This window comes from Sulfitobacter sp. M13 (assembly GCF_053474885.1).
This window is the reverse complement of the sequence record NZ_CM130281.1, coordinates 743,629-766,337: the sequence shown is the minus strand read 5'-3', so window position 1 is coordinate 766,337 and position 22,709 is coordinate 743,629. Positions and strand designations below refer to the sequence as shown.

Genomic DNA, 22,709 nt, shown 5'->3' with positions numbered 1-22,709 from the left:
CACAACTAGACAAATACTAGCCGCCGCGCGTACCAGCGCCAAGCCCTCCTTTTGCGAAATATTTGTGACATGCCCCAACGCACCCCGATCTGGACCGCCATCGCCCATAGTCTGCGCAGTGATATTGGCTCTGGCGTCTATGGCCCTGATGACAAGCTACCGACCGAAAGCGCGCTTGCTGCGCGGTTCGGGGTGAACCGGCATACGGTGCGCCATGCGATAAAGGCGCTGACTGACGAAGGGCTGGTCCTGCCGCGGCGCGGTGCGGGGGTGTTTGTGACCTCTACCCCCACCGATTACCCCATTGGCCGCCGCGTCCGTTTTCACCAGAACCTCACCGCACAGGGGCGCATTCCGGGCAAGGAGTTCCTGACGCTGGAAACCCGCACCGCACGGCCCGAGGAAAGCAGCGCGCTTGCCTTAGCCGAGAACGCGCAGGTGCAGGTCTGTGAGGGGCTGTCCTTTGCTGATGATCAGGTGATTGCGCTGTTTCGCAGCGTCTTCTCTGCCGCGCGTTTCCCCGACATGCTGGCGCATCTTGAGCAGGCGCAATCCGTGACGGCGGCGCTGCGGCTGGGGGGCGTGACAGATTATACCCGCGCCTCGACCCGCATCAATGCCAAGCTCGCCAGCGCCACCCAAGCCTTGCATCTGCGCGTGGCCGAAGGCGCGCCGATCTTGCGCACGATCAACCTGAACGTGGATGATCAAGGCCAGCCGCTGGAATACGGGCGCACGTGGTTTGCGGGGGACAAAGTGACCCTAACACTGGCAGATTCCTGAGGCGGCCGGCGTTATTCGTATCGTTCCAGAAACGCCTCTGCTGAAAGCGATCGGAAGTCCCCAATCGCGCGGTGCAGCGCGTCGTGGGGCCAGTCCCACCACGCCAGCGCCATCATGCGGTCAGCGATACTTGGGCTGAACCGCGCGCGCAGCGGCACTGCAGGTATGCCCGCGACGATCATATAAGGGGCGACGTCCTTGGTCACGATCGCCCCGCCCGCCACAACGGCCCCGTGGCCGATCGTTACCTCTGGCCGGACCTGTGCGCCGTTGCCCAGCCACGTATCGTGTCCAAGGGTGACGCGCCGCCCACGGCGGTGCGCGAACCAAGCGTCATCGTCAGTCGCATCGTCAAAGTAGTCGCCTGCACGGTAGTGAAAGTGATGCAGGCTGGCTTTCTCCATCGGGTGGTCTGTGGCCCCGATCCGCACATAGGCCGCGATGTTTGCAAACTTGCCCACGGTGGTGTTGGCAATGTCGGCGTAGCGGTCGCAGTAGCTATAGTCACCAAACTGGCTGTGCGCGATACGCGACCCGCGTCCAACCTCTGTGTAGGCTCCGAATGTGGCATCTTTGATCTCGCAGTCGGGGTGGATGAAGGGGGTGTCAGCAGTGAGACGCGGCATCAGTGACCGCCCTCGTCGCCATTGATCAGCTTGCGGCGCAGCCAGCCCGAAAAGCTGTCCATCGCCATGACCATCAGCACGATCAGCACGATGTAGTAGGTCACCTCTTCCCAGTCCTTCTGGGTGGCAATCGCCTGGGTCAACAGCAAACCGATGCCGCCACCGGTGATCGCCCCGATGATCGTCGCGGACCGCGTGTTGGATTCAAGGAAATACAGGATCTGGCTAAGCAGCACCGGCACGATCTGCGGCAGGACCCCAAAGCGATAGCGTTGCAGCGGTTTCGCCCCGGTGGAGGTGATGCCTTCGATCTGTTTGCCGTCGACGTTCTCAAGCGCTTCCGAGAACATCTTGCCGAAGGACCCCGTGTCGGTCAGCAAGATCGCCAGGGCCCCCGTCAGCGGCCCCGGCCCAAAGGCCCGCGACAGCACGATGGTCCAGATCAGCCCGTCAACCCCGCGCAGAAAATCGAACATGCGCCGCGCCGCAAACCTGAGCGACCGCAGCGGGGTAAAGTTCTTGGCGGCCAGAAACCCCAGCGGCAAAGCGATGATCGCTGCGCCAAACGTGCCAAGGAATGCCATCAACAACGTCTCGTACAACGCCCAAGCCACATCGCCATGACGCCACATGCGGTTGGTCCAGAAATCGTGGAAGATCGCGCCGGCTTCGCCGCTGACCGCGCGCCCCAGCAGTGCAACAGGGCCAACCCCGTGATAAGGGCTGTCGAGCGTGAAAAAGAACAGCTCCCAGCCGTAGTTGTACTTGAACACCTCGGTCCGGTTGCGGGTGAGCGTCAGGCGCCCTGCATCCGTGTTAATCATCACACGGTTCTTGGATGCGCTGATATAGTCGGGGATACCGCCGGGCGGGAATGTCGCCTGAACGCCGCGCTGTCCCGGTTCGGCCACCACGGTGCCGTAGCCCGGGATATCATAGGTCACCTGCGGGCCGAAGGTCACGATATGCCCGCCCCCCAGATCAGCAACGGGGTGATCCCCCAGCGTGACCCAATCGGGGGCCGTACCGGTTTCATATGCGCCTTTCCGCTCGCCTTCGATTGCGATGGAAAATGCGCCGTCGCGGTTGTCCTGCGTGACATGGGTTTTGTAGCTATAGGTATCAGACACCAGCGTGCGGGCGTTGCCGACGTTGATCCGGTCCCCCAGCCCCGCAATATCAAAGGCAAAGAAGATATAGACGAAATAGGCCAGCGCGATCAGGGGCAGCGCCAAAGCGGTCATCCGCTTGCGCGAGAAGTGCACCATCGTCTGGGCATGAAGGGCGGTCGCGGTCATAGGGTCACCTTTGCACTCGGCAGTCCGTGGGTCAGACGGTTACGAAAAACGGAAGAAAGCTGATCGACGATAACAATCGTCAGGAACAGCAAAAGGAAGATGGCGGCAGCCTCGTCGAATTTGCCCTGCCCCCAGCTCATGGTGTTGCGCAAGTCATAGCCGATGCCACCGGCCCCGACGAAGCCAAGGATCGCAGAGGCGCGGATGTTGATCTCAAAGCGCAGCAGGGCATAGCTGACGTAGTTCGGGGCCACTTGCGGGATCACCCCCAGCCACATGCGCTGGCTCCAGCTGGCCCCGACAGAGGCAAGACCTTCTACCGGTTTGAGAGAGGCGTTTTCATTCACCTCGGAAAAGAGTTTACCCAACGCACCGATGGTATGCAGCGCAATGGCAATCATCGCGGGCACCGGCCCGCCGCCCAGCATAAAGATCAACACCAGCGCGATGACGATCTCGGGGACGGCGCGCAACAGGTCCAGCACGCGGCGCAAGGGACCGACCAGCCACGGCACAGGGGCAAGCCCGCGCGTGACCATCAGCGACAGAAACAGACCGATCATTGCGCCCAGCAGGGTCGACGCCGCGGCAATATTCACCGTCTCGATTAACGAAGGCAGGTATTTCGCCATATATCCGGGCAAAAGGTGCCCGCGTTCAATCGCTTCGCCGATCACGTCAGCGGGGAAATCGAGAACGTTCGGCAGCCCGTCCCAGAACCCGCCTGCATTGCGGTCGCCCGCGGTATTAAAGCCGCCCACCAGCAGCGCCACAAAAAGGATCAACAGCACCAGATTCATCCAGCGCTTCGATCTGGCCAGCGCCAGATAGCTGTCCTGAATCCCTGCTCGGTCGGGGTTGGTATGCGATGTCGCAGTCATGGGAAGCCTTTACGTAAAAATGCTGACCCCGATGAGGATCGGAGCCAGCGACAGTGCTTAAATTACTTTAATCAATTCGATTTTGCCTTGCGTGCCTCGATGATCGACACATAGGCGTCATGGGTGATCGGATCGAAACCAAGGCTGTCCCCTGCGGCAACGCCATAGGTACAGTCGGGGTCGATTTCATACAGGGTGTCCACCAGCGTGGTCATCTTGTCTTTGACGTCCTGCGGCAGATCACTGCGCAAAACGACGGGGCCTTCAGGGATCGGCTTGGAGCGCCAGATTTCCACCAGATCGTTCATATCAACCAGCCCCGAATCCACCGCTTTGCGCAGCGCCCCCGAGTTATAGCCGTCTTCCCAGTTGCCCTGACCGTCGGCCCAGGTCACCCCTGCGTCGATGTCGCCATTGTTGACCGCAACGATTGTCTGCTCGTGACCGCCGGTGAATTTGACCTCACCAAAGTAGTCACCGGACTCCATGGTGATCCCTTCGCCCATCTGCGGGATCTCGATCGACGGGATCAGATAGCCTGAGGTCGAGTTCGGATCGCCAAAGCCAAAAACTTTGCCCTTGACGTCTTCGAGCTTGGTGATGCCGCTGTCGGCGCGGGCAAACCCGATGGAGTGGTAGCCATAAGACCCGTCCACGTTCATTTTAACCAGTACAGGCTCGACCGCTTCGGGGTCTTGCAGATAAACCGCCGCATAGCCCGAGGCACCCAGCCACGCCATGTCCAGCGTGCCGCCCAGCAGACCCTGAATAACGCCGTTATAGTCGGCAGGGGCGAAAATCTTGGTCGGCACACCCAAAGCATCTTCGGTCATGACGCGCATACATTCGTTAGAATTCATCCGGTCCTGAGCGTTCTCGCCGCCCAGAATACCGATGCGGAACTCGGAGATGGCTTCGGCCTGTGCAGCCGCACCCGTCGCAAGGGTTGTCGTCGCCAGAGCAGCAGCAAGTAATTTGTTCATCGGTCGTCTCTCTTCTTTTGTAGATAGGCCCCCAAAGATCGGAGGCAGGGGTGATAGAAAAAACGGGGGGGGCTATAGCGCCGCCACTACCTTGGGGCGGGGCTCAAGCGTTTCGATCTGGGTCGATGTCGTTGCCTCGGAAAAACTGGCATCGGCACCGTAAATGTCGCGTGCCACACCGGTGGTCAGCTGCGCAGGCGTGCCGTCAAACACGATCCGTCCCTGCCGCATGCCGATGACGCGGTCGCAATAGCGGCGGGCTGTATCCAGCGTGTGCAGGTTCGCGATGACCATGCGCCCGTCTTGTTCGTGGATGTCGCGCAGCGCCTGCATAACCAGCTGCGCATTCATCGGATCAAGCGAGGCGATGGGTTCATCCGCGAGGATAATCGTCGGGTCCTGCATAAGCGCGCGCGCAATGGCGACACGTTGCTGCTGCCCGCCCGATAGGGCCTCGGCACGTTTGGGCGCGTGTTCAGCGATGCCCAGACGATCAAGGATATCAATGGCGCGGACAATGTCGTCTTGGGGAAAGATGTTGAACATCGTCGACAGTGTAGACCGGCGGTTCAACGTGCCGTGCAGCACGTTCGACACCACATCCAGCCGCGGCACCAGATTGAACTGCTGAAAGATCATTGCGCAGTGGGATTGCCAGTCACGCTTCTCTGATCCGCGCAGCTTGGTGATATCACGCCCGTTCACCAGTATCTCGCCCGAGCTGGCGGGGGTCAGACAGTTCATCATCCGCAGCAGCGTCGATTTACCGGCACCGGAACTGCCGATGATCCCGATCATCATCGGGCGGTCGACGGAAAAGCTCGCTGCGTGAACGGCTGTATTCGCGCCAAATGTTTTCGTAACGGCTTGAAGCTGAAGCATTCGGTTCCCCTTTTTTCGGGAAACCTACGACTGCATTAAGTCACATTCATTTCAGCTATGTTAAAGTTTCGCGACAGCGCAACCCTTTGCGATCAGACCCTATTTCAGCCCCGTAGAGCCGAATCCGCCACCGCCTCGTGTCGTATCCGACAAGGCGTCCACCTCGACACAGTCGTATTGCTGGACTTGCGCAATAACAGCCTGGGCAATGCGGTCGCCGTGTCGCATGACGAAAGGCGCATCCCCCACATAGTACAGCCCGACCATCACCACGCCGCGATAGTCCTCGTCCACGGTCCCTGGCGCGTTGGGGATTAAAAACCCGTGCTTCAATGCAAGACCGGACCGCGGCCTGATCTGCATCTCGGTCCCGCGGGGCAGCTCCACCGAGAACCCGATCGAAATCAGACTGATCTGCCATTTGACAAAAGTTAATGGCCCATCCGGCAGGAATGCACGCAGGTCCATCCCCGCCGCCCCCGCCGTGGCATAAGCCGGAAGCGGCAGGTCATCATTTCCGCTGACACGTTTGAACTTGATCTCGGCCATCACTCGCTCCGCTACGCCCGCTCGGGCGTTTTCCAAATGGTTCAAAATCCTCGCCGAAGGCAAGAAACGCCTAGCCCAAGGCCTGCGCGATCCGTGCGGCCAACTGCTGCGCCACCTGATCCTTGCCCATGCGCGGCCAGCTTTCGGCGCCCGCGTCCGAAATCAGGGTCACGGCGTTTTCTGCCCCGCCCATAATCCCCGTCGCTGGCGACACATCATTGGCAACAATCCAATCACAGCCTTTGCGCAAACGTTTCGCGGTGGCATTTTCCACCACATCATTGGTCTCGGCGGCAAAGCCCACGACCAGTTGCGGACGCCGTGCGCCTACTGCGCTGACAGCCTTCAGAATGTCGGGGTTTTCCGCAAAGCTCAGCACCGGCAAGCCGTCTTTCGACTTTTTTAACTTTCGGTCGCTAGCATTGGCCATACGCCAATCGGCCACAGCTGCCGCAAACACGCCTGCGTCCACGGGCAATGCCGCCTCTACCGCCTCTTGCATCTGCTGTGCCGTTTGCACCCGGATCACCTCTACCCCGTCGGGGGGGGGCACATCGGCGGGACCGGTGACAAAGATCACATGTGCCCCCAAAGCAGCCAGCGCGCGGGCAATCGCCGTGCCCTGCGCCCCCGACGACCGGTTCGCGATATAGCGCACAGGATCAATCGGTTCATGCGTCGGGCCAGAGGTCACCAGAATACGCCGGCCCGTCAGCGGGCCATCCGCCAGCTTCGCCTCTATCGCCGCAACGATCTCGAGCGGTTCGGACATACGGCCCGGGCCGAATTCCCCGCAGGCCATATCACCGTCGTTGGGTCCGACTACGCTGATGCCGTCACCGCGCAATACCGCGAGGTTGCGCTGCGTTGCAGGGTGATCCCACATGCGCACATTCATCGCTGGCGCAATCAGCACCGGCGTATCCGTCGCCAACAGTAAGGTAGAGGCCAGATCGTTCGCTGCACCCGTCGCCATCTTGGCCATCAGATCAGCAGTGGCAGGGGCGACAACAACCAGATCAGCGACGCGGCTCAGTTGGATATGCCCCATCTCTGCCTCGTCACCCAAATCGAATAGGTCACGATACAGCTTTTGCCCCGCCAGCGCAGAGACCGACAAAGGCGTCACGAACTCTTCGCCCGCGCGGGTCAGCACAGGTGTGACAACAGCACCGCGTTCACGCAGACGGCGGATCAGATCAAGGGATTTAAAGGCAGCAATACCGCCCCCGATTATCAGCAGAATATGTTTTCCAGCCAGCATGATCGCCCCCATCGTCGGTGTTTGGCCAGACAATAGGGGGGCGGGTCATTTTGCGCCAGCCCGTTCCTGCGCAATGCGGCACAGAAGACAGGCCAGTGCAACCGGTGCAGACCGCCGGATCACATCAGGAAATGGCGCACCTCGGACGACTGCGTCTCAAGCGTCTTGCGCATCTTGCCAAAGGCAGCGGCCTCAAGCTGGCGCACACGCTCTTTTGACAGGCTCAGCTCTGCGCCAAGGCTTTCCAATGTGCGGGGCTGGTCACGCAATTTGCGTTCGCGCACGATAAATTGCTCGCGCTCGTTCAGCGCCTGCATCGCCGAGAACAACCAATTGCGCAGCGTCAAAGTGTCGTGACTATCCTCAACCCGTTCGGCGGCTTGCGCGCTGTCATCGACCAGCGCATCGATCCATTCGCGACCCTCGTCCTCGGCAGATTGCGTCGCGTTCAAGGAAAAGTCTGATCCCGACAGGCGGCCTTCCATCATCTCGACGTCATGCATCGGCACGCCAATCTCGGTAGAGATCATCTGCCGCAGCTGGTGGCGATCCAATGTCTCGCCCGCGGCCTGAGCTTCACGCTCCAATCGCGCTTGGACACGGCGCATGTTGAAAAACAGGGATTTTTGCGAGGACGTCGACCCGGTACGGACCATCGACCAATTGCGCATGACGTGGTCTTGAATGCTCGCCTTGATCCACCAAACAGCATAGGTGGAAAAGCGCACCCCGCGATCAGGATCAAACTTGTCGGCGGCTTTCATCAGGCCCAATCCGGCCTCTTGAACAAGATCATTCATTGATGCGCCATAGCGCTTGAATTTACCCGCCATCGAAATAGCTAAGCGCATGTAGGCCGTGATGAGCCGGTGCAGCGCTTGCTCGTCGCGCTGGTCGCGCCAAGCATATGCGAGCCTCAGTTCCGTCTCCGCATCCAAAAGCTCTGCTTTCATTGCGGTGCGGGTCAAAGAAAAGTCACGTGATTGCGCCAGCGTCATGATGTCCATCCCTACAAACTAGGCACATGTCCTTGCGCCTTTTCATGTAAACGCGGAAAACCGCCAGTTGGTTCACGCGGATTCGAAAAAGAATTGGTTTTTCACACGCCGCCCGCTTTGACTTTGGCGCAGCAACGCTAAATAAATCGCAAACCACCTTCGGCAAAAGGCGCTTTGATCATGACAATTTGGCATTGGGTGCGCCACGGCCCGACTCACGAGAAAAACTTTGTCGGCTGGCGCGATGTCCCTGCCGATCTGTCCGATCACGCGTTGATCGCACGGCTGAACGCACATCTGCCACAGTCCTCGGTTTTGATCTCTTCCGATCTGATCCGCGCCTCTGCCACGGCCGATACGCTCGCCTCGGACAGCCGAATGCGCCTGCCGCACGACCCTGACCTACGCGAGCTTGATTTCGGGCTGTGGGACGGCATGCACGCCCGCGATGTGTCACAAAGCCATCCGGAGCTCAGCCGCGCCTACTGGACCACCCCCGGCGATATTGCGGCCCCCGAAGGCGAAAGCTGGAACGACGCGGCCCGCCGCATCAACGCAGCCGTTGACCGGATCACCCAAGCCCACCCGAACACGCACATCATCGCCGTGGCGCATTTCGGCGTGATATTGACCCAAGTCCAACGCGCGCTTGGCGTCGATGCCCATGCCGCAATGGCGCATAAGATCGACAACCTCTCTGTCACTGATATTCACATCACGCCACGCGGCTGGGACATTGGCACCATCAACCATCAGGTCTGACGGTCACCCGCGCCCTGCTTCATTTTGCCAAATAAACTCAAATCCTCCGGTTTCCGCATCCGTTAACGTTTCTTAAACACCCCCGCCCTACCCCTGAAGGCATTAAAGGACAGCAGGGGAACAATGGTCGCACGGGCATATACGGTCGCATTCCAAGGCATCGACGCGCGCATCGTCGAGGTGCAATGCGCGCTGTCCGCTGGAATGCCTGCATTTTCGATCGTGGGCCTGCCCGACAAAGCGGTGTCAGAAGCACGTGAAAGGGTGCGCGCCGCCCTTGGCGCGATGGCGATTGCCTTGCCCAGCAAACGGATCACAATCAACCTCAGCCCTGCCGACCTCCCCAAAGAGGGCAGCCATTTTGACCTGCCCATCGCGCTGGCGTTGTTGGGGGCGATCGATATCCTCCCGCAGGATGCGATCCAAAGCACCGTGGCTTTAGGCGAACTGGCACTGGACGGCAGCCTGATCCCTGTGATCGGCGCGCTGCCCGCTGCGATGGCAGCTGCAGAAAACGGGCGCAGCCTGCTCTGCCCCGCCGCCTCCGGGGCCGAAGCCGCTTGGGTGGGCAATGCACAGGTGATCGCTGCTCCGAGCCTCGGCGCGGTCGTGCGTCACTTTACCGGACAGTCCCCCCTCCCCGCGGCCACGCCGGGCGAGGTGACACAAAGCCCCAGCCGTCACGACCTGCGCGATGTCAAAGGGCAGGAACGCGCCAAACGTGCGCTTGAAATCGCGGCGGCGGGGCGACATCATCTGATGTTCGTCGGCACCCCCGGATCGGGCAAATCCATGCTGGCGGCACGGTTGCCCTCGATCCTGCCCCCGCTCACCCCACAAGAGGCGCTTAGCACCTCTATGATCCATTCGCTGGCGGGGCTGATGGACGATGGTGGCATCTCGCGCGTGCGGCCCTTTCGCGAACCGCATCACACAGCGTCTATGGCGGCGATCATCGGCGGTGGCCGTCTCGCCAAACCCGGAGAGGTCAGTCTGGCGCATAATGGCGTGTTGTTTATGGACGAATTCCCTGAATTCCCCCGCACCGTACTTGAAACCCTGCGCCAACCGGTTGAGACGGGCGAGGTGATGATCGCCCGCGCCAATGCGCATGTGAAATACCCGTGCAAATTCATGCTCGTGGCCGCAGCCAACCCCTGCAAATGCGGCTACCTCAGCGATCCGGCCCGCGCCTGCAGCAAAGCACCTGCCTGTGGCGAGGATTATATGAGCCGCGTGTCCGGCCCCCTACGCGACAGGTTTGATCTGCGGATTGATGTACCACCCGTGGGGTATACGGATCTGGAACTGCCCCCCAGCGCCGAAGGATCGGCCGACGTGGCCCAGCGTGTACTTGCCGCGCGTTGTCGCCAGCACGACCGGTTTGCCGGACATCCCACCGCGACATTAAACGCCGATGCCGAAGGGGGTCTGCTCGAACAGATTGCCACACCTGACACAGAGGCCCGCGCCCTGCTGTCGCGCGCGGCAGAGCGGTTTCACCTCTCCGCCCGAGGGTATCACAGGGTCTTGCGCGTCGCGCGCACTATCGCGGACCTGGAAGGTGCTACCGATGTGCGCAAACCGCATCTTGCCGAAGCGCTCAGTTTTCGTCTGCCGTCGATGGCACTTTCTTGATCCACTGTGCCAGCGCATCCAGCGTGGCCCGCGCCTCTGGCAGAGCGTTGTGAAAAATCGGCCAGACATGGGGAAGATCATGTTCTTCAACCAACGTCACGTGAACCGATTGATCCTGTAGATACGTCGACATGCGTCGCGCGTCATCACGCAGGATTTCGGTCGAGCCGACTGTGATCCAGACTGGCGGCGCACCGCGATAATCGGCGCGCAGCGGGCTGACGGCAGGGTCGCTCGGGCTTGCCCCCGCCAAATACATCTCTGCCATAAGACCGGCCTGCGCCGCCGGCAAAACGGCCTCGCGGGCCGCGTTCTCGCGAAAGCTGGCCCCCTCGTGCAGGAAATCCGTCAGTGGTGAAAACGCAAAAAGCGCACGCGGCAATGGACCTGCGTAAGCGCACAAACGGCTCAGCAGATTGAACGCCAGCGCGCCCCCCGCGCTGTCGCCACCGAGGATGATGTTGTGCGCAGCCACGCCGCTGTCCAGCACCGCCTGATAGGCCGCGGCGACATCTTCGATCGCGGCGGGGAATGGTGCTTCGGGGGCAAGACGATAATAGGGCAGCACCGCCGCCGCGCCAAGTCGCTGCGCCAATGCGCCCAGCATGGCACTGTGGGTATCGGGGCTGCCGAAGACAAAACCACCGCCATGGATGTAAAAGAGGACCAGATCTGATCGCGTCTGTGCTGGGGATACCCGCAGAACCTCGCCCGCGCCGGTCAAACGGCTGCGCGTGATCTGCGTGCCGCGCGGCGCCCGAAACAGCAGCCGCGCGGTTCTGGCGAAATCACGCCGGATCTTGTGAACGTCGCGCGTCCGCGCCAGCTTGCGCTTCTCTACCAAACGCAAATAGCTGTTCAGCAGAGGGCGCAGCAGGCTCATGCGCGTTTGCGCTCAATTGCTTCCCAGATTTTACCGGCGATGTTGGTGCCGTCGAACCGTTCAAGCTCTTGGATACCGGTGGGGGAGGTCACGTTGATCTCTGTCAGATAGTCACCGATCACATCGATGCCGACAAAAATCTGACCCTTTTCACGCAGCAACGGCCCGATTGCGGCACAGATTTCCAGGTCGCGCTCTGTCAGGCCCACCTTTTCAGGACGGCCCCCAACATGCATGTTCGACCGTGTTTCACCCTCTGCCGGGACACGGTTGATCGCACCGACGGGTTCACCATCGACGAGGATCACACGTTTATCGCCCTTGGACACGGCGGGCAGGAATTTCTGCACAATCAACGGCTCGCGCGAGAAACCGCTGAACAGTTCATGCAGTGAGCTCAGATTTCGGTCATTCGCATCCAAACGGAAGACACCCGCACCGCCATTGCCATACAGCGGCTTGAGGATGACGTCTTTGTGCTTGGCTTTGAACGCTTTGATCGTGTCCAGATCGCGGGCAATGGTCGTGGGCGGGGTGAGCTGCGGGAAATCCAGCACCATTAGTTTTTCGGGATAGTTGCGCACCCAGAACGGGTCATTCACCACCAGCGTTGTGTCTTTGAGACGGTCCAGCAAATGCGTAGAGGTGATGTAGTGCATGTCGAAGGGCGGGTCTTGGCGCAGCCAGACCACGTCGAAATCTGCCAGATCGACTTCGCGCTCGGGACCCAGCGTGGCATGGTCACCTTGCACACGCTGTACGGTCAGGTCATGGCCCCGCGCCGTGATGCGCCCCTCTTGATAGGCGAGATGGTCGGGGGTGTAGTAGAAAAGCGTATGCCCGCGGGCCTGCGCCTCCTCTGCGAGACGAAAGCTGCTGTCCGCGTTAATGTTCACGTCCCCGATCGGGTCCATCTGAAAGGCGATTTTCATAAGGGGTCTCCCTGTTGTTCCTCTTTAGATGGCGCAGCAGGGCGTGGGGTGCAATGGGTCAGTCGTGCCCGAAGGCGTTTTCAAGGATGCGCAGGTCACCGGTTTGATCGACCAAAGCCACGTCGAACCGTACGTCCGTCAGCGCGCCTTTGGGTTCGCCGCCGATGAATTCTTCGGCAGAGCGATAGATACGGCGCATCTGTTTCCGGTTCAAACGCTGCAGGGCGCTGTCGTGGCTTTTACTTTTCTTGACCTCGACAAAGATGATCCCGTCGCCGTCGCGCAGGATCAGATCAATTTCACCCGCCTTACCGCGCCAGCGTTCGTGGGCCAGTGCAAAACCGCGCCGACGATAATCCTGCGCGACCTGAAGCTCGGCCGCGCGGCCCGCGTGATAGGACACCGCCCCTTGAACAGATTTCGCCAGTGTCGCCAATGTTTTGGTCATCTTACGTATCTTTCCCCAATTCCAACGCCGCCTGATACACCTGACGGCGCGGCACGTCGTATGCCTGCGCCACCATATCGACGGCATCGCGCATCGAATTTGTTTCCAATGCGTTCGCAAGGTCAGAGGTTAAATCAATTTCACTAACAGACGGTAAACGCCCGCGATCAATCAGCACCACGATTTCACCTTTGGGGGATTTGCCGCTGTAGCGCTCGGTCAGCTCATCAAGGGTACCGCGCTGAATTTCCTCGAATTTCTTGGTCAGCTCGCGGCATACAGCAGCGGGGCGTTCCCCGCCAAGCGCCTGTGCCGCGTCCCGCAGCATAGCCCCGACGCGTTTGGGTGATTCGTAAAATACCAGCGTGCCTTGCACCTCTTTCAACTTTTGCAGTGCCGTCAGCCGTGCCCCTTTCGCATTCGGCAGGAAGCCTGCGAAAAAGAACGCATCGGTCGGCAAACCTGCCAATGCGAGCGCCGTGAGCACCGCCGAAGGGCCCGGCGCACAGGTCAGCATCACGCCCGCCTCGCCTGCGGCACGCGACAGTTCGAACCCCGGATCAGCAATCAGCGGCATCCCTGCTTCAGACGCATAGGCGACAGATTGCCCATCGCGTATCGCGGCCACGAGCTTGTCCTGCACGCCGCTGCCAGAGTGGTCGTGCAACGCAATGATTCTGCGCCCGTTCAATGGGACTCCGTGGATATCCATCAACTTACGCAGGCTGCGCGTGTCCTCGGCGGCCAGCACATCGGCCGAGGCCAATACGTCCAGCGCCCGCAAGGTGATGTCGCGGGCAGTGCCAATGGGCACCCCGACAAAATAAAGCCCCGCCGCAAGGGGAATCTTTTGGTAATTCAAGCTGGACCCGCCTTTCGCACTCTCTATGATCGGTGCATATGTGCCCAGGGCCATTGCCGCCGACCTGCCACCAATGGAGTGACACTGTTATGATCGCTGTTTTCAACATCCTTCGCAAGCCACTGAGGCTTTTGATTCTGCCCCTTATCGCTTTAGCGCTCGCCGCGTGCGAGCCTGTGGGGATGTCCAATGTAAACGGGGCCAAAGGCCCCAAAGTGGATACTACCAAACCTATTCCGGTGGCCTTGCTGATCCCGCGGGGCGGATCGGCGGCAGATAATCTGCTGGCGCAAGAGCTTGAGAACGCCGCGCGTCTGGCGATCCGCGATTTGGCCGGCGTGCAAATCGATCTTCGGGTCTATGGTACCGGCGGTAATGCTGCCACGGCAGGCACCACGGCGGCGCAGGCCGTGACGGATGGTGCGCAGATCATTCTGGGCCCGCTTTACGGTGAGGCTGCAAATGCCGCAGGCAACGCGGTTGCGGCACAGGGTGTGAATGTCCTGTCGTTCTCGAACAACCCCAGCATCGCGGGCGGTAACGTCTTTGTACTGGGCCAAAACTTTAACGATACGTCGAACCGGCTGGTGCGTTATGCCAAGACCAACGGCAAGGACCGGATCCTCGTGCTGCATGGCCAGGATCTTGCGGGCCAGCTGGGCCGTGATGCGATCCTCAGGGCGATCGCCGCAAATGGAGCCACCTCTGCCGGTACCGTCGATTACGCCCTTAGCCAAACCGCTGTAACCGCTGCCATACCCCGTGTAAAAGCTGCCATTGATACCAACGGTGCCAATGCGATCTTCCTCACGACGTCCTCGGCCAGCGCGCTGCCACTGTTTGCCGAACTGCTGCCAGAAGCCGGCATCAACGGCGCCACCACACAGTACATCGGTCTGACACGCTGGGACATCCCTCCGCAAACACTGGCGTTGCCGGGTGTTCAAGGCGGCTGGTTCGCAATGCCTGACCCTGGTGCCACAAGCGCCTTTACGCAACGCTACAAAGCGGCCTACGGCAACACGCCTAGCCCGGTTGCAGGGCTTGCCTTTGACGGGATCGCAGCCGTAGGGGCCTTGGCGAAATCCGGTAAATCCGATGCGCTGTCCGCGCGGCGTCTGACGCAGGGCGCGGGCTTCCGTGGGGCCAACGGCGTGTTCCGTCTGATGTCCGATGGCACGGCTGAACGCGGTCTCGCCGTCGCCACGATCCGCGACAAGCGCGTCGTTATCGTCAGCCCCGCGCCCCAGGCCTTTGGCGGGGCCGGTTTCTAAGGGACCTCCGTACGTGAAACCCCTTGTTGCACCAGCACAATCAGGTGAGGCCACCGCGCGTCACCTGATCAGCACCCCGACACGTATCTTTGACGAAGCTGCCGTCTCTGCCGCGCTGAGCGCAGCCCTGGACGGGCTGAGCGACCCGACAGAGTTCCAGGCGGCTGCTGTTGCAGTGCTTCAGGACGCGCAGAAAAACGGGCGCGCGGAAATCGCGCGCGCCTTTGCAGCATCGCCGTTCAATGCGCGGCCAATGACCTCGGCCTATTGCTATCTGACCGATCAGCTTGTTCGCACCACCCTGCAGATCGCCGGCCAGCGGCTGCACCCGCTAGAGGCGCCTGGACCCAACGACAGGCTCGCGGTGATCGGCGTCGGCGGCTATGGCCGCGGTGAGATGGCACCTTTTTCCGATGTGGACCTGCTGTTCCTCATCCCTCAAACCCCCAGTCAGCGCACTGAAAAGCTGATCGAATCCATGCTCTATATGCTGTGGGATCTGAAGCTAAAGGTCGGGCATTCAACGCGCACCATCCGCGATTGCGTGACCCTTGGGCGCGAAGATTTCACCATTCAGACCGCTTTGCTGGAACACCGGTTTATCGCTGCAGATACCGCGCTGGCACAGAATCTTGACGAAACGCTCAAGACCGATCTGTTTGCAGGCACCGGCCGCAGCTTTATCGAGGCCAAGCTGGAAGAGCGCGACGCGCGGCACCGCAAGCAGGGTCTGCGCTATGTCGTCGAACCCAACGTCAAAGAGGCCAAGGGGGGCTTGCGCGATCTGCAATCGCTGTTCTGGATCGCGAAACACATCTATAGCGTCGAAAACGCCGCCGATCTCGTCGACCGCGGCGTATTTCTGGAAGAAGAGTTCAAAACATTCGTCGCCGCCGAGAATTTTCTTTGGGCGGTACGGGGGCATTTGCACCTGCTCTCGGGACGCGCGACAGAGCAGTTGACCTTTGACATGCAGGTCGCCGTGGCCGAGGCCATGGGATACCGCGACACCCGCGGTCGCCGCGGCGTCGAAGTGTTCATGCAAGCCTATTTCCGCCACGCCACTGAAGTTGGCGAGCTGACGCGCATCTTCCTGACCAAGCTCGAAGCCCTGCATGTTAAGGCCGAACCCTTGCTGGAGCGTATCTTTCGCCGCCGTCCCAAGCTGCGCGATGGTTACGAGGTCGTGGGCGGGCGTCTGGCTGTCACCGATGGCCAAGCGTTCATCAGCGACAAGCTGAACCTGCTGCGCATCTTCGAAGAAGCGCTGCGCACCGGTATGCTGATCCACCCCGACGCCATGCGTCTGGTCAAATCGAACTTGGCGCTGATCGACGAAGACATGCGCAACACACCAGAGGCGCGGCGGATCTTTCTGGATCTGATGCTGAAACACGGCAATCCCGAACGCGGACTGCGCCGGATGAACGAACTGGGGGTGCTGTCGGCCTTTATCCCCGAATTCGAACCCATCGTGGCGATGATGCAGTTCAACATGTACCACAGCTACACCGTCGACGAACACACGATCCAATGCATCACCAACCTTGCCCTGATTGAAAAGGGCGAGCTGGAAGAAGACTTGCCCGTCGCCTCGTCGATCCTCAAGCATGGTGTGAACCGCAAGGTGATCTACGTCGCGCTGCTGCTCCATGATATTGCCAAGGGCCGCCCCGAGGACCATTCGATTCTTGGTGCCCAATTGGCCCGCAAGATTGCCCCCCGTCTTGGCCTCAACAAGGCAGAGGTCGACACCGTGGAATGGCTGGTGCGCTATCATTTGCTGATGTCGGATATGGCGCAGAAACGCGATATCTCTGACCCACGTACGGTGCGGGACTTTGCCAAGGCCGTGCAAACCGTCAAGCGGCTTGATCTGCTGTGTGTGCTCACCGTCTGCGATATCCGGGGCGTGGGACCGAACACGTGGAACAACTGGAAAGCCGTGTTGATCCGTGGATTGTACCGCCAGACCAAGCGGGCACTTGAAACCGGACTCGAAGACCTGAATCGCGAGAACCGTGGCGCAGGAGCTAAAAAGGCGCTGCGTGCCGCGCTCGCCCATTGGCCACGCAAAGACATTCAGGCTGAAACCGCGCGCCACTACCCGCCCTATTGGCAGGGGCTTCATACAGCATCGCAGGTCGTGTTCGCCGAACAGCTGCGCGACATTCAGGATGGTGAAATCCGTATCGACCTGCACCCTGATGACGACCGCGACGCCACCCGCGCCTGCTTTGTCATGGCGGACCATCCGGGCATTTTTGCACGGCTTGCGGGTGCGCTGGCGCTTGTCGGGGCCAATGTCGTCGATGCCCGCAGCTACACCACCAAAGACGGCTGGGTGACCGATGCATTCTGGATACAGGACGCCGACGGCAACCCCTATGACGTCTCGCGCCTGCCGCGCCTGCGGCAGATGATCTCCAAGACGCTCAAGGGTGAAATTCTGGCCCGCGATGCGCTGAAATCCCGCGACAAGGTGAAAAAACGCGAAAAGGTGTTCAAGGTCCCGACGCATATCACCTTTGATAACGACGGGTCGGAAATCTACACGATCATCGAGGTCGACACCCGCGACCGTCCCGGCCTGCTCTATGATCTCACCCGGTCGCTATCTGAATCCAACGTCTATATCGCCAATGCAGTGATCGCGACCTATGGCGAACAGGTGGTCGATACCTTCTACGTAAAGGATATGTTCGGCCTGAAATACTATAGCGAAAGCAAGCAAAAGACGCTCGAGAAACGCTTGCGCGCGGCGATCATTGACGGCGTGGCACGGGCGCAAGACTGACATCGGCGCTTTCATGCAGCACGCGAGGGCTGTCCGCATTTCCCTGATTGCGCCGCGCTTCGCCAACCGCTAGGCCATTTGCACCGCAGTTACGGGGCAACATCACCATGAAACCTATCCGCCTTATGTCCGGCTTCTTTACCGTCGGGATCTGGACCCTTCTCAGCCGCGTTATGGGGTTCGTGCGCGATGTGATGATTGCCGGCTATCTTGGGTCCGGCCCCGCAGCCGAGGCGTTTCTGGTCGCCTTTTCCCTCCCCAACATGTTCCGCCGCTTCTTCGCCGAAGGCGCGTTCAACATGGCGTTTGTGCCGATGTTCTCGAAAAAGCTCGAAAGCGGTGACGACCCCGAAAAGTTCGCGCAGGACGCCTTTGTCGGGATGGCGTTCATTCTGACCCTGTTCACCATCATCGGGATCGTCGCGATGCCGGGGCTGGTGTTGTTGATGGCCTCGGGCTTTGCGGGCGACGAACGGTTTGATCTGGCGGTCGAATACGGGCGTCTGGCCTTCCCCTACATCTTGTTCATCTCCCTTGCCGCCCTCGTGTCGGGCGTGCTGAACGCAACTGGGCGATTTATGGCAGCGGCAGCGGCCCCTGTGGTACTGAACATCGTTTTCATCCTTGCTGTGCTGATCGGGGCCGCCCTTGGCCGCGACGGATCAGAGGCGATCGGCATGGGCATCGACAAGGCGCTTGGGCTGCAAATCGGCGATACGCTGGCGCTGTCTGTCCCGCTCGCGGGGATCGCGCAGCTGGCGCTGGTCTGGTGGGCGGCGAAACGCGCAGGTTTCACGCTGGGCTTCAGCCGCCGCCCGCGCCTGACACCCGAACTCAAACGGCTCGCCATCATCGCCGCACCCGCAGCCTTGGCGGGCGGGGTCATGCAGATCAACCTGCTGGTGGGCCGTCAGGTCGCCAGCTTCTACGAAGGCGCTGTGGCGTGGCTCAACTATGCAGACCGGCTCTACCAGCTGCCCTTGGGCGTGGTTGGGATTGCGATTGGCGTGGTATTGCTGCCCGACTTGTCGCGCCGGCTCAAGGCGGGGGACGAACAGGGATCGCACACGCAGATCAGCCGCGCTGCCGAAGTGTCACTGGCGTTGACCATCCCCTCTGCCGTTGCGCTGATGGTGATGCCGTTCACGCTGGCAACGGTGCTGTTCCAACGCGGGGCAACAACCACGGATGACGCGGCTGCGATTGCCATTGCCGTGGCGATCTATGGCCTTGGCCTGCCTGCCTTCGTTCTGCAAAAAATTCTGCAACCACTGTATTATGCCCGCGAAGACACCCGCCGCCCGTTCTACTTTGCTGTGGTGGCGATGGTGGTGAACGTGGTGGTGGCCGTCGGTCTCAGCCCCGTCATCGGCTGGATCGCCCCTGCCATCGCGACGACACTGGCAGGGTGGGCGATGTTTGGCCTGCTGGCCTATGGCGCACGCGGCTTCGGGCTGGCCGCAAAATTCGACGCGCGGTTCCATAGACGTATCTGGCGGATCATGGCAGCTTCGGCAGTCATGGGCGGCACACTGTGGATCGGCAATCTGGCGCTGCAGCCCATGATCGCCGAACCCTGGTGGCGCGGTATTGCCCTATTGATACTGATCGCCCTCGCCGCCATCAGCTATTTCGGCACAGGCCAACTGATCGGCGCATTCAAGCTCGGCGAATTCAAACGCGCCCTCAAACGCGGCTGACCCAGCCTACTTCCAAATGGACGTAAATCCCGGGGGTCAGGGGGCTGGCCCCCTTTCCGCCCCTTCGACATGCCTTAACGGTGCCGGATACGGTCCCGCAGCTTGCCCCATTCGCCCGGCGCAAAAACAAAGCAAAGTGCAAAGCCGCAGACAAAGCCCAAAAGCTCTGCCAGCCACTGCGTGCCCGCGTCAAAGAACACGCCCCAGATCAGCTGCAGCCCCATCAGCACGGCAATCAGTGAAAACGCGCGATATTGCTGTTCCCCTTGCCCCGCCAGCTTGCGCCACATGACAAAGGAATAGCCACCAATCAGCCCATAGACCGACGGGTAGGCCCCGACCAACCAGACCGGATCATCAAGCACCAGCGCATAAACCACCGCGCCAAAGATGCCCGAGACAAAGAAAATCGCCAGAAACGCCACCTGCCCCATTGCCTCGGCCACCATCTTGCCAAGCGCCAGCAGCAGCACGCAGGCAAAGATCGCATGGGTGAACCCCAGATGGATGAAACTGTAGCTGGCCACGCGCGACAGTTCGCGCAGGGGGAATTGCACATTCGCAACCATCCAGTCGAACACATCGCCCGAGAACCCGTAGTCGCGGATCAACGCCAGACGCCAGCCCACCGCCGCAGGGCCGCCGACGATCCCGGCCTCGGCCAACGACAGCACGATCTCTATCCCCGCCAGCGCCAGAAAAAGCAGCGTTACGGTTGCAGGCATCGGGTTCACGGGGGGGTGAAAATCTGGGTCTTCCATAGGGCCTCCTTGACGGGCATGGTGCGCATGGGTAAGCCCATCTGGCCGTAGTTTCCAGCCTTATCGGAGCATCCAATGACCGACACCACTTTCACCCCGCGTGTGTTTTCCGGCATCCAGCCGTCGGGCGATTTGCATCTTGGAAACTACCTGGGCGCGCTAAAACGTTTCGCCGATGCGCAGACCCAGGGGGTTCAGTCGATCTACTGCATGGTCGATATGCATGCGATCACCGTCTGGCAGAATCCGGCGGACCTCAAAAAGAGCACCCGCGAGCTTTGCGCCGGTTTCATCGCGTCGGGCATCGACCCCAATAAATCCATCCTGATCAACCAAAGCCAGGTGCCAGAGCACGCGCAGTTGGCGTGGATCTTTAACTGCGTGGCGCGCATGGGCTGGATGGGGCGCATGACCCAGTGGAAAGACAAGGCCGGCAAGAACGCCGAGGCCGCCTCGCTGGGGTTGCTCGCCTATCCAGCGCTGATGGCCGCCGACATCCTGATCTATCACGCGACCCATGTGCCTGTTGGCGAGGATCAGAAGCAACACCTTGAACTGACGCGCGATATTGCAGCCAAGTTCAACCATGACTACGGGGTCGATTTCTTCCCGCTGACCGAACCGGTTATCGAAGGGGCCGCAACCCGCGTCATGTCCCTGCGCGACGGGTCCAAAAAGATGTCAAAATCCGACCCCTCGGATGCCAGCCGCATCAACCTGACCGATGACGCCGATACGATTGCCAAGAAAATCCGCAAAGCCAAGACCGATGCGGATGCACTCCCTTCCGAAGTCGACGGCCTCAAGGACCGCCCGGAGGCACGCAATCTGGTGAACATCTTTGCCGCCCTGAACGACCAGAGCGTTGAACAGGTTCTGGCCGATGTGGGCGGCCAGCAATTTGGCACATTCAAGCCCGCGCTGGCCGAACTGGCCGTATCGAAAATGGGCCCGATCACCCAGGAAATGTCGCGCCTGATGGCCGACACAGCCGAGATCGACCGCATCCTCGCCCACGGCGCGACCCAAGCACGCGAGATCACTGCACCGATCCTCAAGAAAACCTACGAGATCGTGGGCATGGTAGGCTGAAAACGCGGGGGCGGACCCTAACCCCCTAAGCCATCGCCCCTCTGATTAGGGCAGCCGGCTTGCGCCCCTGCCCTTCACCCTTTTCCAAATACTCATCCCCGCGCACCGCACCACGGCTGCGGCCCCTGCCCCATGGACAATCCTTTGGCGTTGGGCCAGCTTTGACCCGAAACCTCGGGGGACACATCATGACGACCGGCTTTTTCATGGATGAACGGTGCTTCTGGCACGCGGGCGGCAACTATGCCTTTACCATGCCTGTGGGCGGCTTGGTGCAGCCTCTGGCCGCGGGTGGCCTGCCCGAAAACCCCGAAACCAAACGCCGCCTGCGCAACCTGATGGAAGTGACGGGCCTGATAGCAGAGCTGGACGTGCGTAGCGCGCCGCTTGCCACCCGCGAAGAACTGCTGCGTGTCCATCCTGCCGCCTATCTCGACGACTTCAAACGTCTATCCGACGCGGGCGGCGGAGAGCTGGGCCTGCGCACACCTTTTGCCGCCGGTGGGTTCGAGATCGCGGCGCTCTCGGCAGGTCTGTCCGTCGCCGCGGTAGAGGCAGTCGCCAAGGGCGATCTGGCCAATGCCTATGCGCTCAGCCGTCCCCCCGGACACCATGCGCTGCCTGATTTCCCCAACGGGTTCTGTTTGCTGGCCAATATCGCCATCGCGATCGAGGCGGCAAAAGCCAAGGGGCTGGTGGGCCGTGTTGCCGTTCTGGATTGGGACGTACATCACGGCAACGGCACGGAAGCGATTTTCTATGACCGCGACGATGTGCTGACGATCTCCCTGCATCAGGAAGGCAACTACCCGCTTGATACGGGCGCGTTAGCGGATCGGGGCGACGGGGCCGGGACGGGTTACAACATCAACCTTCCGCTGCATGCGGGGTCGGGCCATACCGCCTATCTGCATGCGTTAGACCGCGTCGTGATCCCCGCGCTCGAGGCATTCGCGCCCGACATGATCATCGTCGCCTGCGGCTTTGACGCCTCTATCGTCGATCCTCTGGCGCGGATGCAGGCCACAGCCGAAACGTTTGCCGATATGACCCATCGTATCAAAGCTGCGGCGCAAAAACTTTGTGGCGGCAAGCTGGTGCTCGTCCACGAAGGCGGCTATTCAGAGGCCTATGTCCCCTTCTGTGGCCACGCCACAATCGCAGCCCTCGCAGACAGTGACATCACAGCGCCAGATCCCCATGCGAAGAACTTTCGCATCCGCCAGCCCAGTCCCAAATTCGACGCGTTCCTGCGCGCGTCCATTGACGCGATGGCGCAAGAGCTGAACCTATAAG

Annotated in this window: 21 protein-coding genes; 8 read left to right on the top strand and 13 right to left on the bottom strand. The window is 60.7% G+C overall.

Translation table 11 applies throughout. From position 1 onward, the window contains the following. Positions 1–69: 69 nt before the first annotated feature. The gene (phnF, locus tag ACVBAU_RS03610; protein WP_138924386.1) at positions 70–783 is read left to right on the top strand and encodes a phosphonate metabolism transcriptional regulator PhnF; all 714 of its coding nucleotides are present in this window, start codon (positions 70–72) and stop codon (positions 781–783) included. A gap of 11 nt (positions 784–794) precedes the next feature. Here phnF and ACVBAU_RS03605 read toward each other — a convergent pair whose 3' ends face one another. The 8 genes from ACVBAU_RS03605 to ACVBAU_RS03570 form a co-directional block, all read right to left on the bottom strand. Further along, a complete protein-coding gene (locus tag ACVBAU_RS03605; RefSeq protein WP_448327937.1) occupies positions 795–1,409 on the bottom strand; it encodes a chloramphenicol acetyltransferase in 615 nt (204 codons plus the stop codon). Next, positions 1,409–2,707 carry a phosphonate ABC transporter, permease protein PhnE gene (gene phnE / locus ACVBAU_RS03600; RefSeq protein ID WP_448327936.1) on the bottom strand — a complete coding sequence of 433 codons (1,299 nt, stop codon included), beginning with the start codon at positions 2,705–2,707 and terminating at the stop codon, positions 1,409–1,411. The genes ACVBAU_RS03605 and phnE (ACVBAU_RS03600) overlap by 1 nt, the downstream gene beginning before the upstream one ends. Then, positions 2,704–3,588 (bottom strand): phosphonate ABC transporter, permease protein PhnE, encoded by an 885-nt coding sequence (gene phnE / locus ACVBAU_RS03595; protein ID WP_138924389.1) that lies wholly within the window; start codon positions 3,586–3,588, stop codon positions 2,704–2,706. The genes phnE (ACVBAU_RS03600) and phnE (ACVBAU_RS03595) overlap by 4 nt, the downstream gene beginning before the upstream one ends. Before the next feature lie 71 nt (positions 3,589–3,659). Further along, positions 3,660–4,571 carry a phosphonate ABC transporter substrate-binding protein gene (gene phnD / locus ACVBAU_RS03590; protein WP_138924390.1) on the bottom strand — a complete coding sequence of 304 codons (912 nt, stop codon included), beginning with the start codon at positions 4,569–4,571 and terminating at the stop codon, positions 3,660–3,662. Positions 4,572–4,643: 72 nt separating this feature from the next. Then, complete coding sequence (phnC, locus tag ACVBAU_RS03585; RefSeq protein WP_323803260.1) at positions 4,644–5,453, bottom strand: phosphonate ABC transporter ATP-binding protein; 810 nt, start codon at positions 5,451–5,453, stop codon at positions 4,644–4,646. A gap of 99 nt (positions 5,454–5,552) precedes the next feature. Continuing rightward, positions 5,553–6,002, bottom strand: a complete 450-nt coding sequence (gene dut / locus ACVBAU_RS03580) for a dUTP diphosphatase (protein WP_171048942.1) — start codon at positions 6,000–6,002, stop codon at positions 5,553–5,555. Positions 6,003–6,072: 70 nt separating this feature from the next. Further along, positions 6,073–7,266 (bottom strand): bifunctional phosphopantothenoylcysteine decarboxylase/phosphopantothenate--cysteine ligase CoaBC, encoded by a 1,194-nt coding sequence (gene coaBC / locus ACVBAU_RS03575; protein ID WP_448327932.1) that lies wholly within the window; start codon positions 7,264–7,266, stop codon positions 6,073–6,075. 119 nt (positions 7,267–7,385) lie between these two features. Then, positions 7,386–8,273, bottom strand: coding sequence for an RNA polymerase factor sigma-32 (locus ACVBAU_RS03570; protein ID WP_410468930.1), 888 nt, complete (start codon positions 8,271–8,273; stop codon positions 7,386–7,388). A 171-nt stretch (positions 8,274–8,444) separates the two neighbouring features. Between ACVBAU_RS03570 and ACVBAU_RS03565 the strand changes: the two genes are divergently transcribed. Both ACVBAU_RS03565 and ACVBAU_RS03560 read left to right on the top strand, forming a co-directional pair. After that, a complete protein-coding gene (locus ACVBAU_RS03565) occupies positions 8,445–9,026 on the top strand; it encodes a histidine phosphatase family protein (protein ID WP_138924393.1) in 582 nt (193 codons plus the stop codon). A gap of 123 nt (positions 9,027–9,149) precedes the next feature. Next, positions 9,150–10,664, top strand: coding sequence for a YifB family Mg chelatase-like AAA ATPase (locus tag ACVBAU_RS03560; protein WP_448327930.1), 1,515 nt, complete (start codon positions 9,150–9,152; stop codon positions 10,662–10,664). Here the strand turns inward: ACVBAU_RS03560 and ACVBAU_RS03555 are convergent. From ACVBAU_RS03555 to rsmI, 4 genes are read right to left on the bottom strand one after another with little or no spacing between them, the layout of a single operon-like run. Next, entirely contained in the window at positions 10,630–11,547 is a 918-nt protein-coding gene (locus ACVBAU_RS03555) for an alpha/beta hydrolase (protein ID WP_448327928.1), read from the bottom strand. The two genes, ACVBAU_RS03560 and ACVBAU_RS03555, sit on opposite strands and share 35 nt — an antisense overlap. After that, on the bottom strand, positions 11,544–12,479 hold the full coding sequence (gene gshB / locus ACVBAU_RS03550; protein WP_138924396.1) for a glutathione synthase: 936 nt from the start codon (positions 12,477–12,479) through the stop codon (positions 11,544–11,546). Before gshB ends, ACVBAU_RS03555 begins: the two co-directional genes overlap by 4 nt. 58 nt (positions 12,480–12,537) lie before the next feature. Further along, positions 12,538–12,927: a YraN family protein gene (locus tag ACVBAU_RS03545; protein WP_138924397.1), complete on the bottom strand. Its 390-nt coding sequence runs from the start codon at positions 12,925–12,927 to the stop codon at positions 12,538–12,540. A 1-nt stretch (position 12,928) separates the two neighbouring features. Then, positions 12,929–13,789: a 16S rRNA (cytidine(1402)-2'-O)-methyltransferase gene (gene rsmI / locus ACVBAU_RS03540; RefSeq protein WP_335744851.1), complete on the bottom strand. Its 861-nt coding sequence runs from the start codon at positions 13,787–13,789 to the stop codon at positions 12,929–12,931. An 89-nt stretch (positions 13,790–13,878) separates the two neighbouring features. Here rsmI and ACVBAU_RS03535 point away from each other — a divergent pair, with 89 nt between their 5' ends. The 3 genes from ACVBAU_RS03535 to murJ all read left to right on the top strand — a co-directional run bounded on the left by ACVBAU_RS03535 (position 13,879) and on the right by murJ (position 19,560). Next, the gene (locus tag ACVBAU_RS03535) at positions 13,879–15,063 is read left to right on the top strand and encodes a penicillin-binding protein activator (RefSeq protein ID WP_138924399.1); all 1,185 of its coding nucleotides are present in this window, start codon (positions 13,879–13,881) and stop codon (positions 15,061–15,063) included. Between the two features lie 13 nt (positions 15,064–15,076). Further along, positions 15,077–17,860 carry a [protein-PII] uridylyltransferase gene (locus ACVBAU_RS03530; RefSeq protein ID WP_448327925.1) on the top strand — a complete coding sequence of 928 codons (2,784 nt, stop codon included), beginning with the start codon at positions 15,077–15,079 and terminating at the stop codon, positions 17,858–17,860. A gap of 107 nt (positions 17,861–17,967) precedes the next feature. After that, positions 17,968–19,560, top strand: a complete 1,593-nt coding sequence (gene murJ, locus ACVBAU_RS03525) for a murein biosynthesis integral membrane protein MurJ (protein ID WP_448327924.1) — start codon at positions 17,968–17,970, stop codon at positions 19,558–19,560. Positions 19,561–19,634: 74 nt separating this feature from the next. Here murJ and ACVBAU_RS03520 read toward each other — a convergent pair whose 3' ends face one another. Further along, entirely contained in the window at positions 19,635–20,321 is a 687-nt protein-coding gene (locus ACVBAU_RS03520) for a rhomboid family intramembrane serine protease (RefSeq protein WP_448327922.1), read from the bottom strand. 75 nt (positions 20,322–20,396) lie between these two features. On the opposite strand from ACVBAU_RS03520, the gene trpS reads away from it, so the two are divergent. Both trpS and ACVBAU_RS03510 read left to right on the top strand, forming a co-directional pair. Continuing rightward, complete coding sequence (trpS, locus tag ACVBAU_RS03515; protein WP_138924403.1) at positions 20,397–21,413, top strand: tryptophan--tRNA ligase; 1,017 nt, start codon at positions 20,397–20,399, stop codon at positions 21,411–21,413. Between the two features lie 188 nt (positions 21,414–21,601). Beyond that, entirely contained in the window at positions 21,602–22,708 is a 1,107-nt protein-coding gene (locus tag ACVBAU_RS03510) for a class II histone deacetylase (protein WP_448327920.1), read from the top strand. Position 22,709: the final 1 nt, after the last annotated feature.